The sequence below is a fragment of the Parabacteroides sp. PM6-13 genome (assembly GCF_029892605.1).
Classification (GTDB): domain Bacteria; phylum Bacteroidota; class Bacteroidia; order Bacteroidales; family Tannerellaceae; genus QVMG01.
In genome coordinates this window covers 232,638-254,202 of sequence record NZ_JARXWF010000001.1, presented here as the reverse complement: position 1 = coordinate 254,202, position 21,565 = coordinate 232,638, and the positions used below count along the sequence as shown (strand labels likewise).

Genomic DNA, 21,565 nt, shown 5'->3' with positions numbered 1-21,565 from the left:
CAAATGCAAATCGCTATTTCTTACGGGCCAAGCAGCCTCAGACAAAACTCATTTTTTGAAGTACCTAAGCGAACAGTGTAAAAGAAATGAACTTCATGTCGCTATCGTTACACCAAGAGTAATTGCTGCGATTAATACTGATGGGCAAACAATGCATTCGTTTTTTCAAATACCAATCAGTGTTTTTTCGCCAGAAGGCAAACGGATTCGTACAAAAAATTCATATGGCGATAGTAATAAGATTTTGATTTACAATATTATTTGCTTATCATGAAATGCAAAAGCAAGTAACTTTTCAAATAAGACAGCAACTAATGAACTAAAAGAATTGGTTGAAAAATTTGGATTATTAGGAATGTCTGGTGCAGGTGCTGGAACTTTTTACGAACTTTTGTGATCGCGCAAAAATCACGCATATCACGCATCGATCACGCAAAAAGTAAGCAAAGCGAGCAACAACAAATGAGGCAATGCATAGTGTAGCGAAAATGTCGGATAATTCACACAGAAAAGAAATGCTTAGTAATATACGGTTTGAAAATATAGATGCCTTGCTTTTTTGTGGCGATATCCACGGAGAGTTTGAAACGATTGCCTATAAACTAAATCAATACGACAATGCCGTTCTGATAGTCTGTGGAGATATTGGCATGGGATTTCACAAGGACGAATACTATTTGACATTATTTCGCAAGCTTAATCTGAGGCTGTCCAAAAAGAATAATCACTTGGTTATGTTTCGAGGAAATCATGATGCTCCGGATTATTTCAATGGTAGTTTCAAAAAACATAAACACATCCACTTGTTAGAGGATTACAGTATTGTACAGGTTGGAGCAACAAATGTTTTGTGTGTCGGAGGTGCAACTTCTATTGACCGTACATATAGGATAGAAAGAGAGCAAAAAACAGGAAGGAAAACCTATTGGGGTGATGCTGAATTGCCTTATTTTGATGAGGAGAAGCTGAACGAAATTAATTATGTGTATCCTAATAAAATCGATATTGTAGCAACGCATACCGTTCCTTCTTTTGCTTATCCAACCACCAAGCAAGGTATTACCACTTGGTTGAAAGTGGATGACGGGTTAGAGCAAGTCATTGATCGGGAGCGAGTAACTATGGATCTGATATTCGCAAAGCTACAAGAGCAGCAAAAGAACATAGTAGATTGGTATTATGGACATTTTCATGAACATAAATTAGAGCGACATTACGATATCAATTTCAGATTATGCGATTGCGGAGAAATAAATGAATTTCGAGAGCGAAGAATGGACTACGAGTAGAGAGTTTGTTCACTATCCTTGCATGTTCATTGACAATGAACAGCATTTCAAAATGAACACAAACAACCACAAACGACAATGTAACCGATGATTTCTATACACTATATCAGTACCGCATTTGTACCATAGAAACTTAACTTTCTGATACTCACATACGCTCAATTTCGAAGAAGTGAAGTAAAAGGCGATTAGAATTCAAAGAATCGAGAAGTTAAATAATTAACAAATAATAAAAACGGGCTGCAAACCAGGTGTTTGTAGCCCGTTTTGCTTTAAGAAAATTATTGCAGGTTATTGTTTTGACTGTTTATTATCATACATTTGTAACAGATGACAAGCACAATATAATTATGCCCGAACATCAAAACATAGAATAGAAATTCTCTTGACATGGACAATGAGCAATAATACAAAAATATCAATTCGTTTCTTCGATGACCGCGAGGTTCGTGCCATTTGGGACGAAGAGAACAACAAATGGTGGTTTAATGTAGTAGATGTAGTAGCAGCACTCTATGGGCAAGACGACTACACCAAAGCAAATAATTATTGGCGTTGGTTGAAACGTAAACTAACCAAAGAGCAAAATCAACTTGTGAGTGCTACTCACGGTTTCAAGTTTATGGCAGCTGATGGTAAAAGACGTTTGGCTGATACGCTTGATAGCGAGGGCGTTATTTCTCTTGCTAAGCATTTTCCTAACAACAATGCAATTAAATTCCTCGATTGGTTTACTTATAGTGACAACAGCATTGATGGACAAAGCAAAAAGAAGGCATATTCTTTTTTCGAAAGCAATCTCATCAACGATGCGGAAATTGGCACAACAAAAAGCCTACAACAAATCCACGCCTATTTGTTTGGTGGTCTTTACGATTTTGCAGGACAGATAAGACAAAAGAATATTTCAAAAGGCGGGTTTCAGTTTGCGGTATCACATTTCTTAGGCAATACATTGAAACAAATAGAAGAAATGCCTGAAAACTCTTTTGACGAGATTGTCGATAAATATATTGAAATGAACATTGCTCATCCATTCATGGAAGGAAACGGACGAAGCACTCGTATTTGGTTGGATCTGATTTTTAAGAAGCGACTGAAATTATGTGTCGATTGGAGTAAGATTGACAAAAAAGATTATCATAATGCAATGCTGCTGAGTCCCACAGACTGTACACTACTGAAGAGTTTACTAAAGAATTCCCTTACAGATGAAATCGACAGTCGCGAAATGTTTATGAAAGGAATTGATTATTCCTATTATTATGAAGAGAATGAGTAAAAATGACAATGTAACCGATGTTTTGTGCATATAGTCTTAGTATCGTATTTGTACAGCAAAGCAAAACTCGATGATAATCATGTATTATTTCTTTCGAGGAATTTGAAGTAATATGCGGTTAGAAGCAGTCAGTAAGTAATAGAAAATTCCTGTAAACTATTTGTTTATAGGGGTTTTTGCTTTTGTGAATTTGTAGATAGCTATAGTGTACCGATAAGCTATGAAAGAGGTTTTTATGAAATGGAACAAGGGGTAGGCTGTGTCTAAGGGGCCTTTTGTTCGTTTTTTTTCAAGGAGTTTTTCGAAAAAAAAATGGCCGGTTTATGCGCAACCCCATACCTCCGCATGGCCAAAAAGAAAAGGCGGCTTATAGATAAGCACGCCTTTTCACCCCCACATTAAAAACACTGATCTGTGTTAATAACAAAAACTTGATTTATCGCTGACTTATTAAATTGTTTGTAGGGTCTGTTTTGTAAAAGTTGATTGATATAGGGCAAAAATAGGGGGTCTCCTTGAATCTTAGAGTCGGTGTTCCTGCCAAAAAGAAAAGGCGAATCTATCTATCTTATTTTTTTTGATAGCATTGCCGTTGTTTTTGAGATAAATAACATAAAAAAAGAGTTCGACATCCCTTCCGTGAAGGGGGAGGAATTTCAGTTGTTGATTTTTGAGTCCGCCCCAAACAAAAGGGGGTGTTGTTTGTTGAAGCATCATGAGGACAAAACGTATGTTTAGAAAAGTATGAAACTCGAGTTAAAGTTTGAAAAACAAATGTTACATTTGCAGTGTAAGACAAAGTGAACTAACACCTCTGGCATTTAATAGAAGCACCATGATGAGATTATTTTTGCCATATACTATCAGATTATTGCTTGTTACTCTTTTTTGCTTTTTGGCAAGTGGTAACATCAAAGCGGAAGTGATTCCGGCAGATGCTGATACCGATTATATATTATTGATCAACCCGGATGCGGAGACTTGTGCCTGGAGTGCGATGTACATTCCTCATATCGTAGCGGATATGGCCGAAAAATATCCGGATCTTCCTGTTTATGTGGAGCATATGCTGGCGCTTAGCCTGACAGGTACCGACGATTTGGTCGCTTTTCAGGAGCGGTTGTTTGCCAAATACCAAAAGGCGCCTGCCTACATTATTATGCTGGAGGCCGACACGTATAGTGTGATGCATGAAGCCCTCGATGCCCGCTGGGGAGAGGATATCCCTACTTTGTTGCTTGCCCGTAATAATTACATCGGCTCCATTGATACCTATATCACACGCAAAGATATTCATCGGGTGAATCGTATACCGCTTGAGCCGATTGTGCGCGACCGTGATAATCTGACGGTTGTTTATCATCCGTTCTACATCAAAGAAACCCTTGCTTTGATGAAGTCTTTGTACCCCCATCTGAATAAATTGATTTTCATATCCGACACACGTTATATCAGTGCTCAGAACCGTGCGGATCTGGAAGAACTACTGTATACCACTTATCCGGATCTGAAGGTAGAACATTTTGTTTCCGAGGATATGTCTACCGATGAGATGGTCGGCCTCTTGTCGCGGGAACCGGAAGAGACCGGGCTTTTGTTTTTTGCTTGGTATAATGCCAATAGCTCGGATGATGAGAGTGATATTTTCCTGCAGACGAATGCCTATCGTATTTTTTACCTTTATGCCAATTCTCCTGTGTTTACATTGAACGATGTGGGGGTATTGGAAAATGGCATGGTGGGTGGTTATTACACTCATTTCGAGCAGGTCTATGCTACCGTTATGCAGGCGTTCGACCGTATGGTGGCTGGCGAAGTACATCCTACTTTTATCGTTCCTCCGGCACCTCACCCGACGTTCAACTATCTGGCGATGCTTAATGGCGGCCTGGCGCTTTCGCAGTTGCCGGCAGATGCCCATATCTATATGCGTCCGCAAACCTTTTGGGAGAAGAATAGTACGTTGTTTGTGATCGTGTTGTTGTTGATGACGCTGACGGGGGCTGTTGTCTATTTCTTCAGCCGCCGGACCCATCGGATCGAGACGCGGGAGACCAAACTGCGTGCCAGCTATAGCGATTTGATCAATAATATGCCGATTGGTTACCGGCAAGAACGATTGATTTTTGATTCCAAAGGTGAACCGGTCGACTATGTCGTTTCCGCCGTAAACCCAAGTTACGAGGAGCAACTCTCGCCCCGCGAGGAGATTGTGGGCAAAAAAGGAAGCTTGGCTAATCCGGAGATGTTTAGCGAAATGCTGAATATCTACAAAACGATCTTATACGACAACCATACGCGGGTGAATATGGCCTATTATTTTGATGCGACCGATCGTTATTTCAGCCTGATCATCTCGCCGTCGAGCGATCCGGGGTATATGGATCTTTTCTATGTCGATACCAGCGAATTGCATAAGACACAGCAGCTGTTGCGTACGGTGAACAGCAAACTGATGATGTCACTGGATGTGGCGAATATCACTCCCTGGAAGTGGGATATGGAGCGTCGTTTGATCCTTTGCGATGTCAATAAGCCCATTGAGCGTTACGCGGAAGGCATACGGGAAGAAGAGCAATTATGTATCCCCGAAGAGCGTTATTTCTCACGTATCCACGAGGATGATATCGAGTTGGTGCAGAAAACGTTGAAGGAGCTGATCGAGAATATGACCTATAACCACACGGCGAAGTGTGAGTTTCGTATCTATAAAACCATGGCTAAAACCTCGTATGACTGGGTAGAGGTGCGTGGTGCGATAGAGAAACGTAGTGAGAATGGTAAAGCTACTTCCCTGCTCGGCACATCGGTGATCATCACCGACCGTAAAAATATCGAACAGGAATTGTTGCAGGCCAAAGAAAAGGCTGAAGAGTCAAACCGCCTGAAGTCTGCCTTCCTGGCCAATATGAGCCATGAGATCCGTACGCCGCTGAATGCGATCGTAGGCTTCTCCAATATTCTCGCGGCAACGGAGAAAGACGAAGACCGCCAGGAATACATCAGCATTATCGAGAATAATAATACGCTTCTGTTGCAGTTGGTTAGTGATATTCTGGATCTCTCCAAGATAGAAGCCGGCACCATGGACTTCCATTATTCGGATGTCGACCTGAATTTTATCCTGTATGATTTACAGGAGGTGACACAGGATCGGGCGAAGAAAGAGGTGAAGGTGGAGTTCGATAATATGATCCCCAACTGCTTTATCCGTACGGAGAAGAAGCGGATCACACAGGTATTGAATAATATGCTTTCCAATGCTGCTAAGTTTACCGATAGCGGCAGTATCCGCTTTGGTTATAAACTGATCGAGGGCGGTAAGCTCTATTTCTATGTGAGCGATACGGGTTGTGGTATCTCTCCCGAACAGCAGGAAAAGATATTCGGACGCTTTGTGAAGCTGAACCACTTTGTGCAGGGTACAGGTCTTGGCTTGTCGCTTTGTCAGATGATCGTGATGCATATGGGTGGCACGATTGGCGTGCAGCCGAACGAAGAGGGGCAGGGTACTACCTTCTGGTTCACTTTGCCTTATGTGCCGGTTGAGCATGCGGAGAATATCCTGGAAGCGGCAAAAGAGGAAGAGGTTAAGAGTGATAAATTGAAAGTCTTGATCGCGGAAGATAACCAGAGCAATTTTGAATTGTTTGAAGCCATTCTGCGCAATGATTATGAGATTATCCATGCCTGGAACGGGAAAGAGGCTGTCGATATGTTCCGGGAACATACGCCGCATATTGTTTTAATGGATATCAATATGCCGAAGATGAACGGTTATGAAGCGACCGTAGAACTCAGAAAGATATCCCAGGAGGTGCCTATCATTGCCGTGACGGCTTATGCCTTCTCTACGGATGAAAAGCAGATCCGCCGCAACGGATTCAACGGCTATTCACCCAAACCGCTCAATCCGCAGAAATTGAAACTGCAGATGACTGAGTTGTTGAAGTCGCAGGCTGGTATCATTTGATTTTTTTACCGTACGGTTATATGGAAGCAACCCTGCTTCTTCTCATGCTTTACGTAGCATTTTCCCTGTTTCTGTAAGTCACGGAGCACCATGGCTAAGGCCATTTTTAGCTCTTCGTCGCTTACCTTTTGCTTTCCTTTCTTGATTTTCTTATAGCGCTTCCAGGTAATATCAAAGGTGGTGCCATAGAGGTGGGCGGAGTTCGACGATGAATTGATATTTGTCGTTTGTAGTCTTTTAATATCGTCTGCGGTGCGGGTCACGCTGGTTACCTTCACCTTATAAAGCGGAGCGTTATGGCTTTTGAGTAAGTCGATGAAATTTTTCCCGATTGTTTCCAGTAATTCGGCTGCTTCAGGCACCAGGTAGGGAATGGAGTGGGTCAATTTTTCTACCTCGTAGTTTTTATTTGTCTCGATTTCAACCATCTTCCGGGAGGCCTTTTTCGCCTCTTTCCGCGAAGAGAGAGGAGTGATGCCCAAGCGTTTTGCCGCCTCCAGGTGGAGCGGGTTCAGGTCGTTGAAATCTTTGTTGTAGCTTCCTTTGTAGTGGATCTGGCGCGTTTCTTTTTTACCACAAGAAGGGGTAAGGAGCATCCATGACAAACAGAGGATGAGCCATACGAACGGTTTAATTTTCATCTATATTGAGCGTGTGTTTTCGTTTAATATCTATTGTTGCCAGATATTCCAGGCGGCAAATGCCTGCAATAGCAACATCTCCAAGCCGTTTTTCACGACAGCCCCTTTCGCTTCTCCCTTTTTCATAAAGAGCGTTTCGTCGGGGTTATAGAGCAAGTCGTAAAGCAGGTGATTGGGTGTAAGCAGATCGTACGGAATATCGGGACATTCGTTCACGTGCGGATACATGCCGACCGGTGTTGTGTTGACAATCACTGTGTACTGTTCCATGGTCTTCGGCGTGATCTCATCGTAGGTGATTCCGAATTCGCGGGGCGAACGGGATACCAGCGTGGAGCCGATGCCCAATTGTTTCAGTCCCTGAAAGATGGCACGCGATGCTCCTCCTGTCCCTAATATCAACGCTTTGCGATGTGACTGATTGAGAAGCGGTTCGATGGATTGCTTAAACCCGATAATATCCGAGTTGTATCCCACCAATTTCTTTTTCCCGAACAGTCCCTTTTTGAACTTAATAACATTCACCGCGCCAATGCGCCGCGCGTCTTCGTCGATATCGTCCAGGTAGGGTATCACCTGCGTCTTGTAGGGGAGCGTCACATTCAGCCCTTTCAGTTCGGGATTGTCCCGGAGTACATTCTTTAATTCCTTGATGTTTTCGATTTCAAAGTTTAGATATTGCGCATCGATACGCTCTGATTCAAACTTCTGATTGAAAAAGGTCATGGAGAAAGAATGTCCCAATGGGTAGCCTATCAGCCCGTATGTATCCATGTTTTACTTTGTTTCTTTATTTTTTTCCCGTGTACATCGAGCAGATGCCCCAGGTCATTTTTCTTATTTGTACCTCCTTAAAACCAATCTCTTCCAATAGTCCTGTCATCACCTTACCCTGCGGCACCACCTCGATGGAGGCGGGCAGGTAGGCATACGCCTTTTTCTCTTTGGAGAACAGTCGCCCCAGAAACGGAATCACCAGGCGGGAATAGATAGCGAATAATTGCTTCATCGGGAAATGCTCCGGCGTGGTCAGCTCCAGTATCATCAGATGTCCGCCCGGCTCCAGTACCCGGTGCATCTCTTCGAGTCCCTTTCGGATATCGGCGAAGTTGCGCACACCGAACGCCGCCGTTACCGCGTCGAAGCTATTTGCTGCGTAGGTCAATGCCAGGCTGTCCTGTCGATCGAACACGATCCGGCCTGTCATACCCTCCTTATCCACCTTCTCCTGTCCGATCCGCATCATCTCTTCCGAGAGGTCAGCGCCTGTGATAACCTCAGGCTGTAGCGCCCGGCACATGGCGATGGCCAGATCGCCCGTTCCGGTGGCAATGTCCAGGATGCGTCGGGGCTGGAACGGTTTCAGGTAACGGATACCTTTGCGTCGCCATCCCCGGTCGAATCCGAACGAAAGTATATGGTTCAATCGGTCGTAGGCCCCGGCGATATTGTCGAACATACGCTCTACCTGTACGCCCTTCTCCTCTGCCTGGTTGTAGGGCAGTATCTCTTCCGAACCATATTGTCGCATGGGCTTACCGTGATTGCAGGTAGTCGGTTACGTTCTTTTCGATGCGTGCGAGCAAGCTGTCGGTATCCTCTTTTACAAAGGTTTCTCCGGTGATATGCTCATATAGCTCGATATAGCGATCGCTGATGCTGGTGACAATCTCCGGTGTCATCTCCGGTACCGTCTGTCCGGCTTTCCCCTGGAAATTGTTATCCATCAGCCATTCGCGTACAAATTCCTTCGAGAGTTGCTTCTGCGGTTCGCCTTTGGCAAAACGCTCTTCGTAGCCTTCGAGGTAGAAGTAGCGCGATGAGTCGGGCGTATGGATCTCATCGATCAGGTAGATCTTTCCGTCGCGGTGTCCGAACTCATATTTGGTGTCGACAAGGATCAATCCCCGTTCGGCAGCGATCTCCGTGCCGCGCAGGAAGAGCTCCATGGTGTATTTTTCCAGCGTCGTGTATTCTTCTTCAGAAACCAATCCCTGCTTCAGGATCTCTTCGCGTGAGATGTCCTGGTCGTGTTCGCCAATCTCCGCTTTGGTAGTCGGCGTGATGATGGGGTGGGGGAAGCGTTGGTTCTCCACCATACCTTCCGGCAGTTCGACGCCGCATATCTCACGGGCGCCCGCTTTATAAGCACGCCAGGCGCTTCCTACCAGGTAACCGCGCACGATCATCTCTACCGGATACCCGGTGCATTGAACGCCCACCGTGACCATCGGATCCGGCGTAGCCAGCTTCCAGTTGGGGCATATATCCGCCGTCGCATCGAGAAATTTCGCCGCGATCTGATTCAGCATCTGCCCTTTGAAAGGAATCCCCTCGGGCAACACCACATCAAAAGCCGAAATGCGGTCGGTAGCTACCATCACCAACAGTTCGTCGTTGATATTATACACATCACGTACTTTCCCATGATAGACACTCTTTTGTCCCGGAAATTGAAAGTCTGTTCTTGTTAATGCCTTCTTCATTGTTCTTTGCTATTAGATAGTTTTTTTGAATCTTCTTTTACTGTCCGTTCGGTTTTGTTCTTTTTATCGAACTTCTCATACGCTTCCACAATGCGCTGCACCAGTTTATGGCGTACGATATCTTTTTTGGTAAACTCGATCCGTCCGATACCGGGCACCCCCTTCAATACATGCATCGCCTGAATCAGTCCCGACGTAGCCGAGGGCGGCAGGTCGATCTGTGTCATGTCGCCCGTAATCACCATCTTGGCGTTCATGCCCAAACGGGTCAGGAACATTTTGATCTGATGGGTGGTGGTGTTCTGCGCTTCGTCGAGGATGATCACTGCATCGTTGAGTGTGCGTCCGCGCATAAAAGCCAATGGAGCAATCTGGATTACATTATTCTCCATGTATTCCTTTAGTTTGGCGGCCGGGATCATGTCCTGCAGGGCATCATATAGCGGTTGCAGATAGGGGTCGAGCTTGTCTTTCATCTCGCCGGGTAGGAATCCCAGTTTCTCTCCCGCCTCCACAGCCGGGCGGCTTAGGATAATCTTGCGGATCTGCTTGTTTTTGAGGGCACGTACCGCCAGTGCGATAGCAACGAATGTCTTCCCCGTTCCAGCAGGGCCTGTGGCAAACACCAGGTCGTTCTCGTCGAATGCCTCCACCAGGCGCTGTTGATTGTCGCTGCGTGCCAGGATCGGTTTGCCGTTCATCCCGTGAATGATCAGGTTCTCCTGTTTGACAACGACCGGTGTATTTCCTTTGATAATATCGAGGATCACCTCTTCTGTCAGCGAGTTATATTCTTCGCAGTATTTCTCCAATTCCCGGATCTTCTTCAGGAAAATCTCCGATTCCTCCTCTTCGCCGATCACCTTCATCACATTGCCTCGTGCCACTACACGCAGCTTGGGAAACAATGTTTTGATCAGTTGCATATGTGTGTTGTTCACCCCGTAAAAGATCACCGGGTCCACATTTTCTAATATATAGATGCGTTCTATCATTCTTCTCTGATCCCTCTGTTCTCTATTCTCTGACAAGGGGATACAAAAATAAGCATAATTTCTTAAAAACAACGGATATACCCCACCGACAGCGTATCGTAAAGTTTATCCCGGAATCCCTTGTCGTAACGGAGCGAAAGAATGTTTTTTTTGTATTCGACGCGCAGGTTGTTTCGCCATTGCATCGGGCTGTCGCCATTGTCTTTGTAGCCATTGAAGCCAATCAGTTCGGTAGAGAAGGTCACCGGGCGATACTTGGCTGTCAAGCCGGCTCCGTAGGCAGTGGCATCGTTCTGGCGGTGCACCAGGTCGTTGGTCATCCAGCAGTAAAAGCCGAACAAAGCCTGCGCGCGCAAAGAGAATCCCTGGGGCGTCTCTCTGATCAGGTCTCTTCCCAGGTTGATATCAAACCAATAGGCTGCCGCGTCCGTATACCGGGCATCGCAAAGGCGTCCCCCGCTGGCGGACTTCAGGTTGATCGTCACCATGGCGTCCAGCCACTTCTCGCTTTTTAATACCTGAAAAAAGGAGCTGATGATCACATCGCCGTGGCAGGTGATCGGGCTTTCGGTGCCTACCGCATAGCGCTCGTCGCGTGTCTCCGGTGTCATTTTGTATTCTTCAAAAAGACGTAGGCTTACCTCCACGCCGGCGCGCCCTTTCACGAAAGGTAATAGAGCGCGAACGTATCCGTTGGTGGTCTTATCGCCTGAATAATAATGGTATTCGCCCCGTGCCTCCACTTCGTAGCGCATAGCGACTTTGCCCGAGCGCATCTCCGGCATAGGAAAGGCATTGGGACCAAAATAACGGGGGGAATAGATCAGTAGTTCTGTTTTGTCGCGCCAACTGTCGCCTTTTGCCGCAAAAGCAACGAGGAGACACAAACCGATTGAATATAGATATTTTCTAAGATGCACGCTTGTCTTTTTTTGTGAAGAGGCAAAGGTAGTATTTTTTTAGGAATCATAATCAGGCAAATAGCTTGACCCGGTATGACGGCACAAAAAAACTGCCACCCCGCAGTGGGATGGCAGTTAAATTCTTTTTGAAGAGGTGTTACCCTAAATAAGTTTTTAGGAGCTTGCTGCGTGTTCCTTGTCTCAATCTTCTGATTGCCTTTTCTTTGATCTGGCGGACGCGCTCTCTTGTGAGGCCAAATTTGTCGCCAATCTCTTCTAATGTCATTTCTTGACAGCCAATACCGAAAAACATTTTGATTATCTCACATTCTCTTTCGGTCAATGTAGCAAGCGCTCTATCAATCTCCTTAGCTAATGATTCGTTCATCAACGACCGGTCGGCGATCGGAGCATCATCGTTCACAAGCACGTCCAGGAGGCTGTTGTCTTCGCCCTCTACGAACGGAGCATCCACCGAGATATGACGTCCGGACACCTTCAGGGTATCGGAAATCTTATCCACCGGAATGTCCAATTCATCTGCCAGCTCTTCGGGAGAAGGACGACGTTCGTTTTCCTGTTCGAATTTTGAGAAGGCTTTGCTGATCTTATTCAGCGAACCTACCTGATTCAACGGGAGACGAACAATACGTGACTGCTCTGCCAACGCTTGCAGGATAGACTGGCGAATCCACCATACCGCATACGAAATAAACTTAAAACCACGCGTTTCATCGAACTTTTCTGCCGCTTTGATCAATCCCAAGTTGCCTTCGTTGATTAAGTCGGGCAGGCTTAAGCCTTGATTTTGATATTGCTTTGCAACAGAAACAACGAAACGCAAATTGGCTCTTGTCAATTTCTCTAATGCTTTACGGTCTCCTCTTTTGATTGCCTGTGCCAATTCTACTTCTTCTTCCACTGTGATAAGGTCTTCACGTCCAATTTCTTGGAGGTACTTATCAAGGGAAGCGCTTTCGCGATTGGTAATGGACTTAGTAATCTTTAGTTGTCTCATCCAATTTGTTTCATTGAAAATATGGGGTGCAAAGTTACACTTTTTTTCGGATAAATTGGCTGAATGCACCCCACATCCAGCCAATTAAGTACCTTTAACAATCTTTTTACCCAAAAGACGAAGACCTATTCCGCTAAATCAATCGCGTAATATTTTGAACGTCCATTCGGATACATCCCTTTAATAAACAACACCTGGTCTCCGGATGTCTTCATCACACTCTCTACAATCTTTTCAAATTCTTCCGGAGTAGACACGCGTTGCTCATTCACAACCATAATAATATAGCCTTTCGTGATGCCGGCCTCTTTGATTTTTCCATTGGAAACACCGCTCACTTCAATACCATAGCGAATACCATATTGTTTTTTCTGGTTATCGCTCAGTTCCTTGAAGGCGGCACCCAATACATCGGCCACATCACCACGGTTCTTCACCTCCTCGGTATTACCTTGCGTATTGCGTAATTCCACCGTAAAGGATTGCTTTTTACCAAAACGGTCGACAGTCACCTTTACCTTGTCGCCCGGGCGATATTTGCTGATCTGTTCCTGTAAAGCGCTTGCCGTACGGATCGTCACGTCATTCACGCCCACAATCACGTCGCCCGCTTCCATACCGGCTTCCAGAGCTGAGCTACGATCGGCAAATTCAACCACATAGGCTCCTTCGGTCACTTTCAGTTTTTCTTTCTCTTTCGGATCCACATTCTGGATGTCCTGCATCACCACGCCTAATATAGCCCGTTGCACCACGCCATACTGTTTCAGGTCGGCTGCTACTTTGCCGGCAATACTGATAGGTACCGCAAAGGAGTATCCGGCGAAGTTTCCGGTTTCCGAATAGATCGCGGTATTGATACCCACCAGTTCACCTTTCGTGTTTACCAGGGCACCCCCGCTATTACCCGGGTTCACCGCCGCATCGGTTTGGATAAACGACTCGATTCCTCCATTTGTGCGGGTAATGCCACCGCGCCCTTTGGCACTGACAATACCGGCTGTCACCGTCGATGTCAGGTTGAAGGGGTTTCCGATTGCCAGTACCCATTCACCCACTTTCAAGGCATCTGAGTCGCCAAACGGAATCGTTGCCAGGTCGTTTGCGTCAATCTTAATCAGGGCTATATCCGTCTGCGGATCGGCTCCGATCACTTTTGCCGAAAATTTCCGGTTGTCGTTCAGGGTCACTTCCAATTCATCCGCCCCGTCGATCACATGGTTGTTGGTCATAATATACCCATCCACAGAGATAATCACGCCCGAGCCCGAGCCTACGCGAGGCTGTGGTTGCATCTGTCCACGACCGCCAAAGCCGAAAAAGTATTCTTCCAGCGGATGTACATATTGTCTTCCACTACGCTGTTGCGCTTTGGCCGTTGCTTTAATATGCACCACCGCATGCACCGAGTTCTCCGCGGCTATTGTAAAATCAATATTCTCCGCCGCTACGGTGTTATAATTGGCATAATGAAAAGGTTGTTGTTTAAACCCATATTCCGAGTCCACCGAATAGGTTGCCTCCGACAATTTCTTATTTGTCAGGTATGAACTCGTACCGATAGCGGCACCCACACTAATAGCTGCTATTGCCACAACCCCCAAGATATTCTTCCACGCTTTCTTCATACACTTTCAATCTTTTAATTAAACACTTAAATTTAACATTTTTCTTTATGCACAAATAAAATCAAAAATCGTGCTCTTCTATCTACCCTATCCTCTTTTTTCAACTCTTTTAACGCCAAATAGGTGTTACTTAACGGGGATTAACAGTACTGTGCATAACCATGTACCCGTTTCATGTCATCCCCCTGTCAGGCAGACTGCCATTTCTACATATAGAACATCCAAACCGCCTGAAAGTTTAAACAATTAGCTTCGTTTAAGTCTTTTTTTGGCAACTCCGGTTTTTTCAAAAAGTCAAAATGCAAAGTGTAAGCAAAAAGTGGATTTTGCTTTACAATATGATACGTTAAAAAGTGTTACTCGCCTGACTAATTTTAAATACCCCTACGTTTTCGGAAAAATACTCGGGCGAAAATATCAAAATGATAGTTGAGGCATGCAAAAAAACGGACGGTTTCTGTCCTTCAGATTTTGGGAGATTTGAAGGAGAAGGGAGAAAGGAGCGTCTTCAGATATTGGAATATGTGAAGATACTGAAGTCCGGAAGGACTTATACTTTGGATAACCCCGAGCAAGCCGCCAGGCGCAGCTCGGGGTTGATTGTGTCATAGAAACGAGCTCCGTAGGTGCTCAACAGTTGACCTCCTACGGAGCTCATGATATATATATTACGTCTACCCCGAGCTGCACCTACGGTTTGCACGGGGTTATCCAGGTTGAAGCCCTTTCGGGCTTTCTAAAACCTTCCCATCTCCTCCTATTTGAAGAAAAACCCCGATACCATCTGTGTCAACCTTCCCTATTTGCTCTGCGCCTTCGGCTAAGCGATCTTCGATTCCTTTCTCCCTTCTCCTTCCTCCTTCACTTTTCTCCTGTCTGAAGGAATCAGTAACTACTTTTGGGTCAGCCATAGGGGAGAGGTGGTCATTCCCCCATCTATTCATGCAAAACAAAAGAAACATCTGTCGGATGGTCTTTTAAGAAATAAATAACTAATTTTGTCGACATGATTGCAGTTTGCTGGTCTGTCGCTCATTCGCAAGGGTGGGAGGAACGTCCGGGCAACACAGGGCACCATACTACTTAACGGGTAGCTGTTCGCGAGGGCAGAGTAACGTAACAGAAAACGACCGCCTCTTCGGGGGTAAGGGTGAAAAGGTGAGGTAAGAGCTCACCGGGTTGCGCAGCAATGCGTGATGCCGTACGTCTTATGGGTTGTAAGGTCATGTATACCGGCGCATGTAGGGCTGCCCGCCCGATGCCGGGGGGTAGACCGCTAGAGCGTCGGTGAGAGCCGGCGTCGAGATAAATGGCAGACACTCTCTCCTTGGAGGGAGTACAGAACCCGGCTTATAGGCAAACTGCAATTTTTAATTAATATCTCTCCCTATGAAAGAGAAAGACGCAAAAAAGCAGCAGAAGAAAGCGAAGAAACCCTCCCTAATCGTGCGCATCACCGACTTCATTGCCTTGGCTATCCGCTTTGTCACCTATGACATGTGGCGTATCACCGGCAACGATGTCTCCGGCTACAAGCATCTGGGCATCCATGCAGCCAAGTCTATTTCTCTTGCCGTACGCAGCTTCCTCAACCTCAACCTCCCAAGCCGCGCCTCTGCCCTCACCTATAGCATTCTCTTAGCCTTTGTTCCCTTTTTGGCTGTACTGTTGGGCATCGCCAAAGGATTCGGATTTCAGGAACACGTACGTCAGGTATTGATAAACACCTTTCCCGGACAAGGTGATAATTTAGAAAATGTCTTTGGATTCGTAGAGAGATACCTCGATCAGATTCAGGGTGGTTTGATTATTGGGATCGGGGTCGTTATCTTATTGTACACCGTAATCAACCTGCTTTCCAATATTGAAAACACCTTCAACGATATCTGGCAGATCAACAAACCGCGTTCGTTTGCTCGAAAAGTTACCGATTATCTGGCGCTGTTACTGATCATCCCGGTATTGATGGTCGCCTCGAGCGGGATGTCGATCTTTGTTCAAACAATCCAAAACACCATTCTCGACGAGTTTGTATTCCTCACCCCCGTGGTCGATCTGGTGCTGAAAATCGTCCCCTTCGTCATTGCCTCCTTCGTGTTTGCCGGGCTTTACATATTCCTTCCCAATACAAAAGTAAAGTTCCTGCCGGGGCTTATTGCCGGTGTGTTGGCGGGAAGCGCTTTTCAGATTTTCCAGCTTATTTATATCAGTGGACAGATATGGGTAGGTAAATACAATGCCATCTATGGGACCTTTGCTGCCATTCCTTTGTTGTTGTTGTGGGTGCAGCTCTCGTGGGTGATCTGCCTGTTTGGCGGTGCATTGGCCTATGCGATACAAAACGCGAGTACCTTCAATTATGACGCCGACACCCAGCATATCAGCCGTCGCTACCGCGATTTTGTCCTGATCACCATTATGACCCTGATCGTAAAACGGTTTGAAAAAGGGGAGAAGCCTTACACCGCCGACGAACTCTCGCAGGAATACCATATCCCCATCCGTCTGGCCACCGATATCCTCTACCAGTTGTCTGAATTAAACCTGGTCGCAGAGGTGCTTGAAGACCACGACGAATGGACCATCTATTACCAGCCGGCCATCGACATCAACCTACTGTCGGTCTCCTATGTCCTGCAACAAGTCGACCGCGAAGGCTCCGAAAACTTCCGCATCGACCGGGAGAATCTCTTCCGTGCCGAGTGGGAAGCCGTCATCCATTCACGCGAAGAGATGTACAACAAAGAAAATCATCTGTTATTGAAGGACATTGGAATAGAAAAATAGTATCTTTGGGGGAAAGAGGCAGGAAGCCTTATATATTCTAAGGTACAATTAACCCCGGAGGAAACTAACTATTTATTTTATGAATTGTAAAACTATTATTTCAAAAAAAGCCATTGTCTTGCTGCTGGGTGCTGTTACTGTCACCCAGGGCATGACAGCTCAGGTGAAGGATCCGGACTATATTTACAGGATCAGTGCCGATGCCGAAAAGATGCAGGAGGGTAAATTTGAACCCACCTGGGAATCGTTGCAGCAATACGAAGTGCCCGAATGGTTCCGGGATGCCAAATTCGGTATGTGGACCCATTGGGGACCGCAGTGTCAACCGCAAAGAGGCGACTGGTATTCGCGTGGCATCTATGAAGAGGGCTCTTATCAATACAAAGAGCATATCAAACAGTATGGCCATCAATCTGAATTCGGTTTCAAAGATGTTATCAATGAATGGAAAGCCGAAAAGTGGGATCCGGAAGCTATTGTAGCCCTCTATAAAAAGACGGGAGCCAAATATTTCGTAGCCTTGGCGAACCACCATGACAATATGGATCTCTGGGATAGTAAATATCAACCCTGGAACTCTGTGAATATGGGTCCCAAGCGAGATATTATCGGGGAATACGAAAAGGCGGTACGCAAGAACGGCCTCCGCTTTGGCGTAACCTTCCATGCGGCCCATGCCTGGTTGTTTCATGAACCGGCACAGCTTTCCGACACCAGCGGTCCGAAAAAAGGAATTCCTTACGACGGACGCCTGTTGAAAGAAGATGGAAAAGGAAAATGGTGGGAAGGGTATGATCCACAAGATCTGTATGCGCAAGACCATGCCCTCAGTGCGGAAAAGAATATTCACAAAAACTGGCACTGGACCAATATCGGAGGGGTTACCTTCCCGGACCGGAAGTTCACGGAGAATATCTATAACCGGACTCTCGATCTGATCAACCGCTATCAGCCCGATCTGCTCTATTTCGACGATTCTGTACTACCTCTCTATCCATTTAGTGAAGGGAGCCTGAAAACGGTTGCCCACTTCTATAACTCTTCCATGACATGGAACAACGGGAAAAACGAAGCGGTGCTTACCGGAAAAGTATTGACGGAGGACTATGAAAAACAGGCTATGGTATGGGATATCGAAAAAGGTACGCCCAATGAGATTCAGGAACAACCCTGGCAGGTATGTACCTGTATCGGAAGCTGGCATTACGACATCAGAGCGTATGAGCAAAACCGTTATAAAAGCGCGGAAAGAGTCGTACGCCAATTAATTGATGTGGTAAGCAAAAACGGTAACCTATTGCTCAATATCCCGATGCGTGGCGACGGATCGTTTGATGATAAAGCCCTGGCAATCGTAGAAAAGATTGGTGCCTGGATGGAGGTCAACGGAGAAGGCATCTATGCGACCCGCCCTTGGAAGGTATTTGGAGAAGGGCCTGATGCCGAATCGACTGTTGCCCTGAACGCGCAAGGATTCAACGAAGGACGCATCGACAAATACACCGAGAAAGAGGTGCGTTATACCTCCAAAGGCAAAACGGTGTATGCTTTTGTCATGGGGCATAATCAAGAGACCTTCAACCTGAAATCGTTCGGTAAAGGGGAGAAGGTTCGATCGGTGACCTGTCTGGGTACGAACGAAAAAGTGCAATGGAAAAAGACAAACAACGGATTGGAGATTAAGCCAATGAAAGGACAAGACGCCGTCATGGCTCCCATTTGTTATAAGATTACATTGCGCTAACAGAAACAGTAAACTCTAAAATCCATCTAAAAAGGTGTGTCAAATCGTTTGACACACCTTTTTTCATTATTAAGAATTCCTAATTTACAAGTGATTATTCCTGTATAGCCGTTTATTTCTCTATTTTTGTTTTTCGTTCGTATGAGTAAAGAGTATTAGCCCGAAAAGGGATTGCCACAGAGAGGAAAAACCAATATTATATAAGTTAAGTTATGAGTAAAAAAAGTATCAAACACACGATTGTTTTCATGTTGGCTTGCCTGTTTTCTGCCGTGCAAGCACAAGATGTATCTATTCATGTTCAATCAGAAAAGGTAGATGGACTGATCGACCAAAAAATCTATGGTCAGCTGTTCGAACACATCTATTTTTCTGCCAACAACGGATTATGGCAGGAACTGATTTATGGTCGCTCTTTTGAGCCTCAACACTATCCGGGCATTCCTCCCCGGGATGGTTATTTTGATGGTTGGTTTGTGGATGACGCAAACGTGTTGCATTCGCCCACGCGTTACGAACAACCCATTCCTGTCACGACGATCAACAGCGATAGCTATGAGATCTCCATGGATGTCAATTGGAGAGCCTATAAATTGGCTGGCCGCCGATGGAGCGGTGGGCTGTTGGATATCCGTTTCGCCTTCAAGAATCAAATGAACGGAGAACCCTATTTTCTTCGCATCCATGATCCTTTCATTGAAACAAGAAATATGAGGGAAGGTGCTCCGGAACCTAAGCCGGCTAACTTCTCTATTTCCACCTTCTCGGAGATGGAGATAGGTGCACAGGAGGGTATGCCGGGATGGACCGGTCAACGAAGAGTTGTCAAGGCGTTGCAACCTTTGAAAACCGCAATCGCCAAAAAGGAGCAGATAACCCTGGGCGGCGAATGGCATAAGCTGCGCATCCGCTGCGAAGGGAAACGCGTGCGTGTGTACTGGGACAACAAACAAATCATCAACTATCAGTTACCCGAGAACAACCCCACCAATGAGATTGCCTTTTGGGTGAACTATACCGAAGCGTTGTATAAAGATATCCGTATCACTTCCACAGACAAAAAGACCGTCTATTTCGAAGGCATGCCGGAAGCAGTGAAAACACCTGAAGTGGCTCCTCAATGGCAGTCGTTTGGCAATGGGACATTTGAGTTAGTCAAGAATGATGCTGTCAATATGGATTATTCGCAAAAGATCACTGCAAGCGGCAGCAAAACCGGATTAATGCAAGGCCCTCAAAACATCATTCGTCAGGAGAGCTACGTGGGTTCTGTGTATGCGAAAGGCGATTCGAAAAGCGAACTCTTTGTAGCCCTTAAAGCTGGCGACCGGTATCTCGTGGAGAAGATGATCGGAAAGCCGGGCAAAGACTGGACAAAATATGTATTCAGCCTGAATGCCGGGGATTATGTGGGGGATGCTGATTTTGCCATCTACACGAATCAGGGAACGGTTCAGATAGATCAGGTGACTGTTTCTACACAAACCGGTTTAGATCTTGGGGGATTCCGTCCTGACATCTACCAAACGGTGAAAGACTTGAAACCCACTTCGATGCGTTGGCCCGGAGGTGGTTATGTGGCCCAATACGACTGGAAATGGGGCATCGGTTCACAGGAAGAAAGGCAACGCTGGCCGCATTGGATGTGGCTTGATTATGATCAGAATGCTTTTGGTACGGATGAGTTTATCCAATTCTGCCGCCAGATCAATACAGAACCGGTTATTGTAGTGCGCGTCGGTTTCGACCGCCCGGAATCCGAACATGCCCAACTATTGCAGGATGCCTGCGACTGGGTAGCCTACTGTAATGAGCCGGCCACAGGCAAATGGGGAAGCAAAAGAGCAGCCAACGGACATCCCGAGCCGTATAACGTGAGACTTTGGGAGATCGACAATGAGATGTGGGAAATGGGTATCGAAGCATACGAAAAAGCAGTCCGCAAGTTCTCCGTGGCCATGCGCGAGGTCGATCCCACCATCAAGATTGTCGCCTGCGGTGGTTTCAGAGAAGACGAAGCCTTCTTGAACAGCTCCGGTAGTTACTTCGATTATTTGAGTTTACATCATTATGAGCGAGCAACCGGATATGCCACAGGTCCCGAACGATTAGGCGAACAATATAATCGCTATGCCGAGATGATCGCCAAATGTCCGAATCCAAACATCAAATTGTATATTTCGGAATGGAACCTCAACAGCATCGATTGGCGTACCGGTCTGTTTGCCGGAGGCTTCCTGAATATGTGCGAAAGGACACCGGTGGTAGAAATGGGTGCGGCTGCCTTGTTTATGCGTCGTACGGATGCTCCCGACTGGAACAATGCCTTTATCAATTTCGATTACAAAGATCTGTTTGTGGCGCCTAATTACCAGGTGACGAAGTTGTGGTATGATAACTTCTCCAAATACAGGCTTGCCTTTACGGGAAATACTGAAGAGTTAAACATCACCACAACACTTGCGGAAAACGGCAGCAAGGTCATTGTGAAAGTAGTCAATCCGACTGAAAAGACGTATACCCTGACCATTCGTGGCGATTGGAAAGGCATTGCGGATACTGATTATACCTATTACGCACCCGGCTCGTTGGATGCGATAAACAGTATGGAAAACAAAAATGCCGTTGCCCTGAAGAACAAGAAAGCGACAGCCAGTGACCGTACCGTTACCTTGTCTGTCGAGCCGCTGTCAACCGGCGTTCTTAGTATCGTAAAAGAATTTTAGACCATCGGTGCTGATCTGAAAATCGATAATTGTATGATTTAAACACGGAGGCACAGAGACACAGAGGCTTTTATTCTTATTGAATTAAAAACTC

General features: G+C 45.9%; 15 protein-coding genes and 1 other RNA gene. 7 read left to right on the top strand and 9 right to left on the bottom strand.

Translation table 11 applies throughout. The features are described from left to right. Positions 1-515 precede the first annotated feature (515 nt). From M2134_RS00995 to M2134_RS00985, 3 genes are all read left to right on the top strand, one after another. Positions 516-1,289, top strand: coding sequence for a metallophosphoesterase (locus tag M2134_RS00995; protein WP_280749534.1), 774 nt, complete (start codon positions 516-518; stop codon positions 1,287-1,289). A 397-nt stretch (positions 1,290-1,686) separates the two neighbouring features. Next, entirely contained in the window at positions 1,687-2,571 is an 885-nt protein-coding gene (locus M2134_RS00990; protein WP_280749533.1) for a Fic family protein, read from the top strand. 835 nt (positions 2,572-3,406) lie between these two features. After that, positions 3,407-6,544 carry an ATP-binding protein gene (locus M2134_RS00985; protein ID WP_280749532.1) on the top strand — a complete coding sequence of 1,046 codons (3,138 nt, stop codon included), beginning with the start codon at positions 3,407-3,409 and terminating at the stop codon, positions 6,542-6,544. A gap of 5 nt (positions 6,545-6,549) precedes the next feature. On the opposite strand, the gene M2134_RS00980 is transcribed toward M2134_RS00985, so the two are convergent. The 9 genes from M2134_RS00980 to M2134_RS00940 all read right to left on the bottom strand — a co-directional run bounded on the left by M2134_RS00980 (position 6,550) and on the right by M2134_RS00940 (position 15,125). Continuing rightward, entirely contained in the window at positions 6,550-7,185 is a 636-nt protein-coding gene (locus tag M2134_RS00980; RefSeq protein ID WP_280749531.1) for a DUF5715 family protein, read from the bottom strand. A 30-nt stretch (positions 7,186-7,215) separates the two neighbouring features. Further along, entirely contained in the window at positions 7,216-7,959 is a 744-nt protein-coding gene (locus M2134_RS00975; RefSeq protein WP_280749530.1) for a shikimate dehydrogenase, read from the bottom strand. A 16-nt stretch (positions 7,960-7,975) separates the two neighbouring features. Further along, positions 7,976-8,716, bottom strand: coding sequence for a bifunctional demethylmenaquinone methyltransferase/2-methoxy-6-polyprenyl-1,4-benzoquinol methylase UbiE (ubiE, locus tag M2134_RS00970; RefSeq protein ID WP_280749528.1), 741 nt, complete (start codon positions 8,714-8,716; stop codon positions 7,976-7,978). 4 nt (positions 8,717-8,720) lie between these two features. Then, complete coding sequence (locus tag M2134_RS00965; RefSeq protein WP_280749527.1) at positions 8,721-9,671, bottom strand: phosphoribosylaminoimidazolesuccinocarboxamide synthase; 951 nt, start codon at positions 9,669-9,671, stop codon at positions 8,721-8,723. Then, positions 9,668-10,666 (bottom strand): PhoH family protein, encoded by a 999-nt coding sequence (locus M2134_RS00960; protein ID WP_280749526.1) that lies wholly within the window; start codon positions 10,664-10,666, stop codon positions 9,668-9,670. Before M2134_RS00960 ends, M2134_RS00965 begins: the two co-directional genes overlap by 4 nt. Positions 10,667-10,728: 62 nt before the next feature. Next, complete coding sequence (locus M2134_RS00955; protein WP_280749525.1) at positions 10,729-11,586, bottom strand: hypothetical protein; 858 nt, start codon at positions 11,584-11,586, stop codon at positions 10,729-10,731. 139 nt (positions 11,587-11,725) lie between these two features. Next, complete coding sequence (locus tag M2134_RS00950; RefSeq protein ID WP_280749524.1) at positions 11,726-12,586, bottom strand: RNA polymerase sigma factor RpoD/SigA; 861 nt, start codon at positions 12,584-12,586, stop codon at positions 11,726-11,728. A 125-nt stretch (positions 12,587-12,711) separates the two neighbouring features. Then, positions 12,712-14,214, bottom strand: coding sequence for a Do family serine endopeptidase (locus M2134_RS00945; RefSeq protein WP_280749523.1), 1,503 nt, complete (start codon positions 14,212-14,214; stop codon positions 12,712-12,714). 707 nt (positions 14,215-14,921) lie between these two features. Beyond that, positions 14,922-15,125, bottom strand: a complete 204-nt coding sequence (locus tag M2134_RS00940) for a hypothetical protein (protein WP_280749522.1) — start codon at positions 15,123-15,125, stop codon at positions 14,922-14,924. Between the two features lie 101 nt (positions 15,126-15,226). Between M2134_RS00940 and rnpB the strand changes: the two genes are divergently transcribed. The 4 genes from rnpB to M2134_RS00920 all read left to right on the top strand — a co-directional run bounded on the left by rnpB (position 15,227) and on the right by M2134_RS00920 (position 21,471). After that, positions 15,227-15,583, top strand: an RNA gene (gene rnpB / locus M2134_RS00935) — RNase P RNA component class A. A 128-nt stretch (positions 15,584-15,711) separates the two neighbouring features. Beyond that, complete coding sequence (locus M2134_RS00930) at positions 15,712-17,001, top strand: YihY/virulence factor BrkB family protein (protein WP_280749726.1); 1,290 nt, start codon at positions 15,712-15,714, stop codon at positions 16,999-17,001. A 151-nt stretch (positions 17,002-17,152) separates the two neighbouring features. Continuing rightward, complete coding sequence (locus tag M2134_RS00925) at positions 17,153-18,745, top strand: alpha-L-fucosidase (protein ID WP_348525022.1); 1,593 nt, start codon at positions 17,153-17,155, stop codon at positions 18,743-18,745. Between the two features lie 212 nt (positions 18,746-18,957). Beyond that, a complete protein-coding gene (locus M2134_RS00920) occupies positions 18,958-21,471 on the top strand; it encodes a family 16 glycoside hydrolase (protein WP_280749520.1) in 2,514 nt (837 codons plus the stop codon). Positions 21,472-21,565 lie beyond the last annotated feature (94 nt).

What these genes read in the sequence shown, in the direction of transcription:
- M2134_RS00995 (WP_280749534.1), top strand. Translation starts at nt 516, where the DNA reads ATGCTTAGTAATATACGGTTTGAAAATATAGATGCCTTGCTTTTTTGT.
- M2134_RS00990 (WP_280749533.1), top strand. Translation starts at nt 1,687, where the DNA reads ATGAGCAATAATACAAAAATATCAATTCGTTTCTTCGATGACCGCGAG.
- M2134_RS00985 (WP_280749532.1), top strand. Translation starts at nt 3,407, where the DNA reads ATGATGAGATTATTTTTGCCATATACTATCAGATTATTGCTTGTTACT.
- M2134_RS00980 (WP_280749531.1), bottom strand. Translation starts at nt 7,185, where the DNA reads ATGAAAATTAAACCGTTCGTATGGCTCATCCTCTGTTTGTCATGGATG.
- M2134_RS00975 (WP_280749530.1), bottom strand. Translation starts at nt 7,959, where the DNA reads ATGGATACATACGGGCTGATAGGCTACCCATTGGGACATTCTTTCTCC.
- ubiE (WP_280749528.1), bottom strand. Translation starts at nt 8,716, where the DNA reads ATGCGACAATATGGTTCGGAAGAGATACTGCCCTACAACCAGGCAGAG.
- M2134_RS00965 (WP_280749527.1), bottom strand. Translation starts at nt 9,671, where the DNA reads ATGAAGAAGGCATTAACAAGAACAGACTTTCAATTTCCGGGACAAAAG.
- M2134_RS00960 (WP_280749526.1), bottom strand. Translation starts at nt 10,666, where the DNA reads ATGATAGAACGCATCTATATATTAGAAAATGTGGACCCGGTGATCTTT.
- M2134_RS00950 (WP_280749524.1), bottom strand. Translation starts at nt 12,586, where the DNA reads ATGAGACAACTAAAGATTACTAAGTCCATTACCAATCGCGAAAGCGCT.
- M2134_RS00945 (WP_280749523.1), bottom strand. Translation starts at nt 14,214, where the DNA reads ATGAAGAAAGCGTGGAAGAATATCTTGGGGGTTGTGGCAATAGCAGCT.
- M2134_RS00940 (WP_280749522.1), bottom strand. Translation starts at nt 15,125, where the DNA reads ATGGCTGACCCAAAAGTAGTTACTGATTCCTTCAGACAGGAGAAAAGT.
- M2134_RS00930 (WP_280749726.1), top strand. Translation starts at nt 15,712, where the DNA reads ATGTGGCGTATCACCGGCAACGATGTCTCCGGCTACAAGCATCTGGGC.
- M2134_RS00925 (WP_348525022.1), top strand. Translation starts at nt 17,153, where the DNA reads ATGACAGCTCAGGTGAAGGATCCGGACTATATTTACAGGATCAGTGCC.
- M2134_RS00920 (WP_280749520.1), top strand. Translation starts at nt 18,958, where the DNA reads ATGAGTAAAAAAAGTATCAAACACACGATTGTTTTCATGTTGGCTTGC.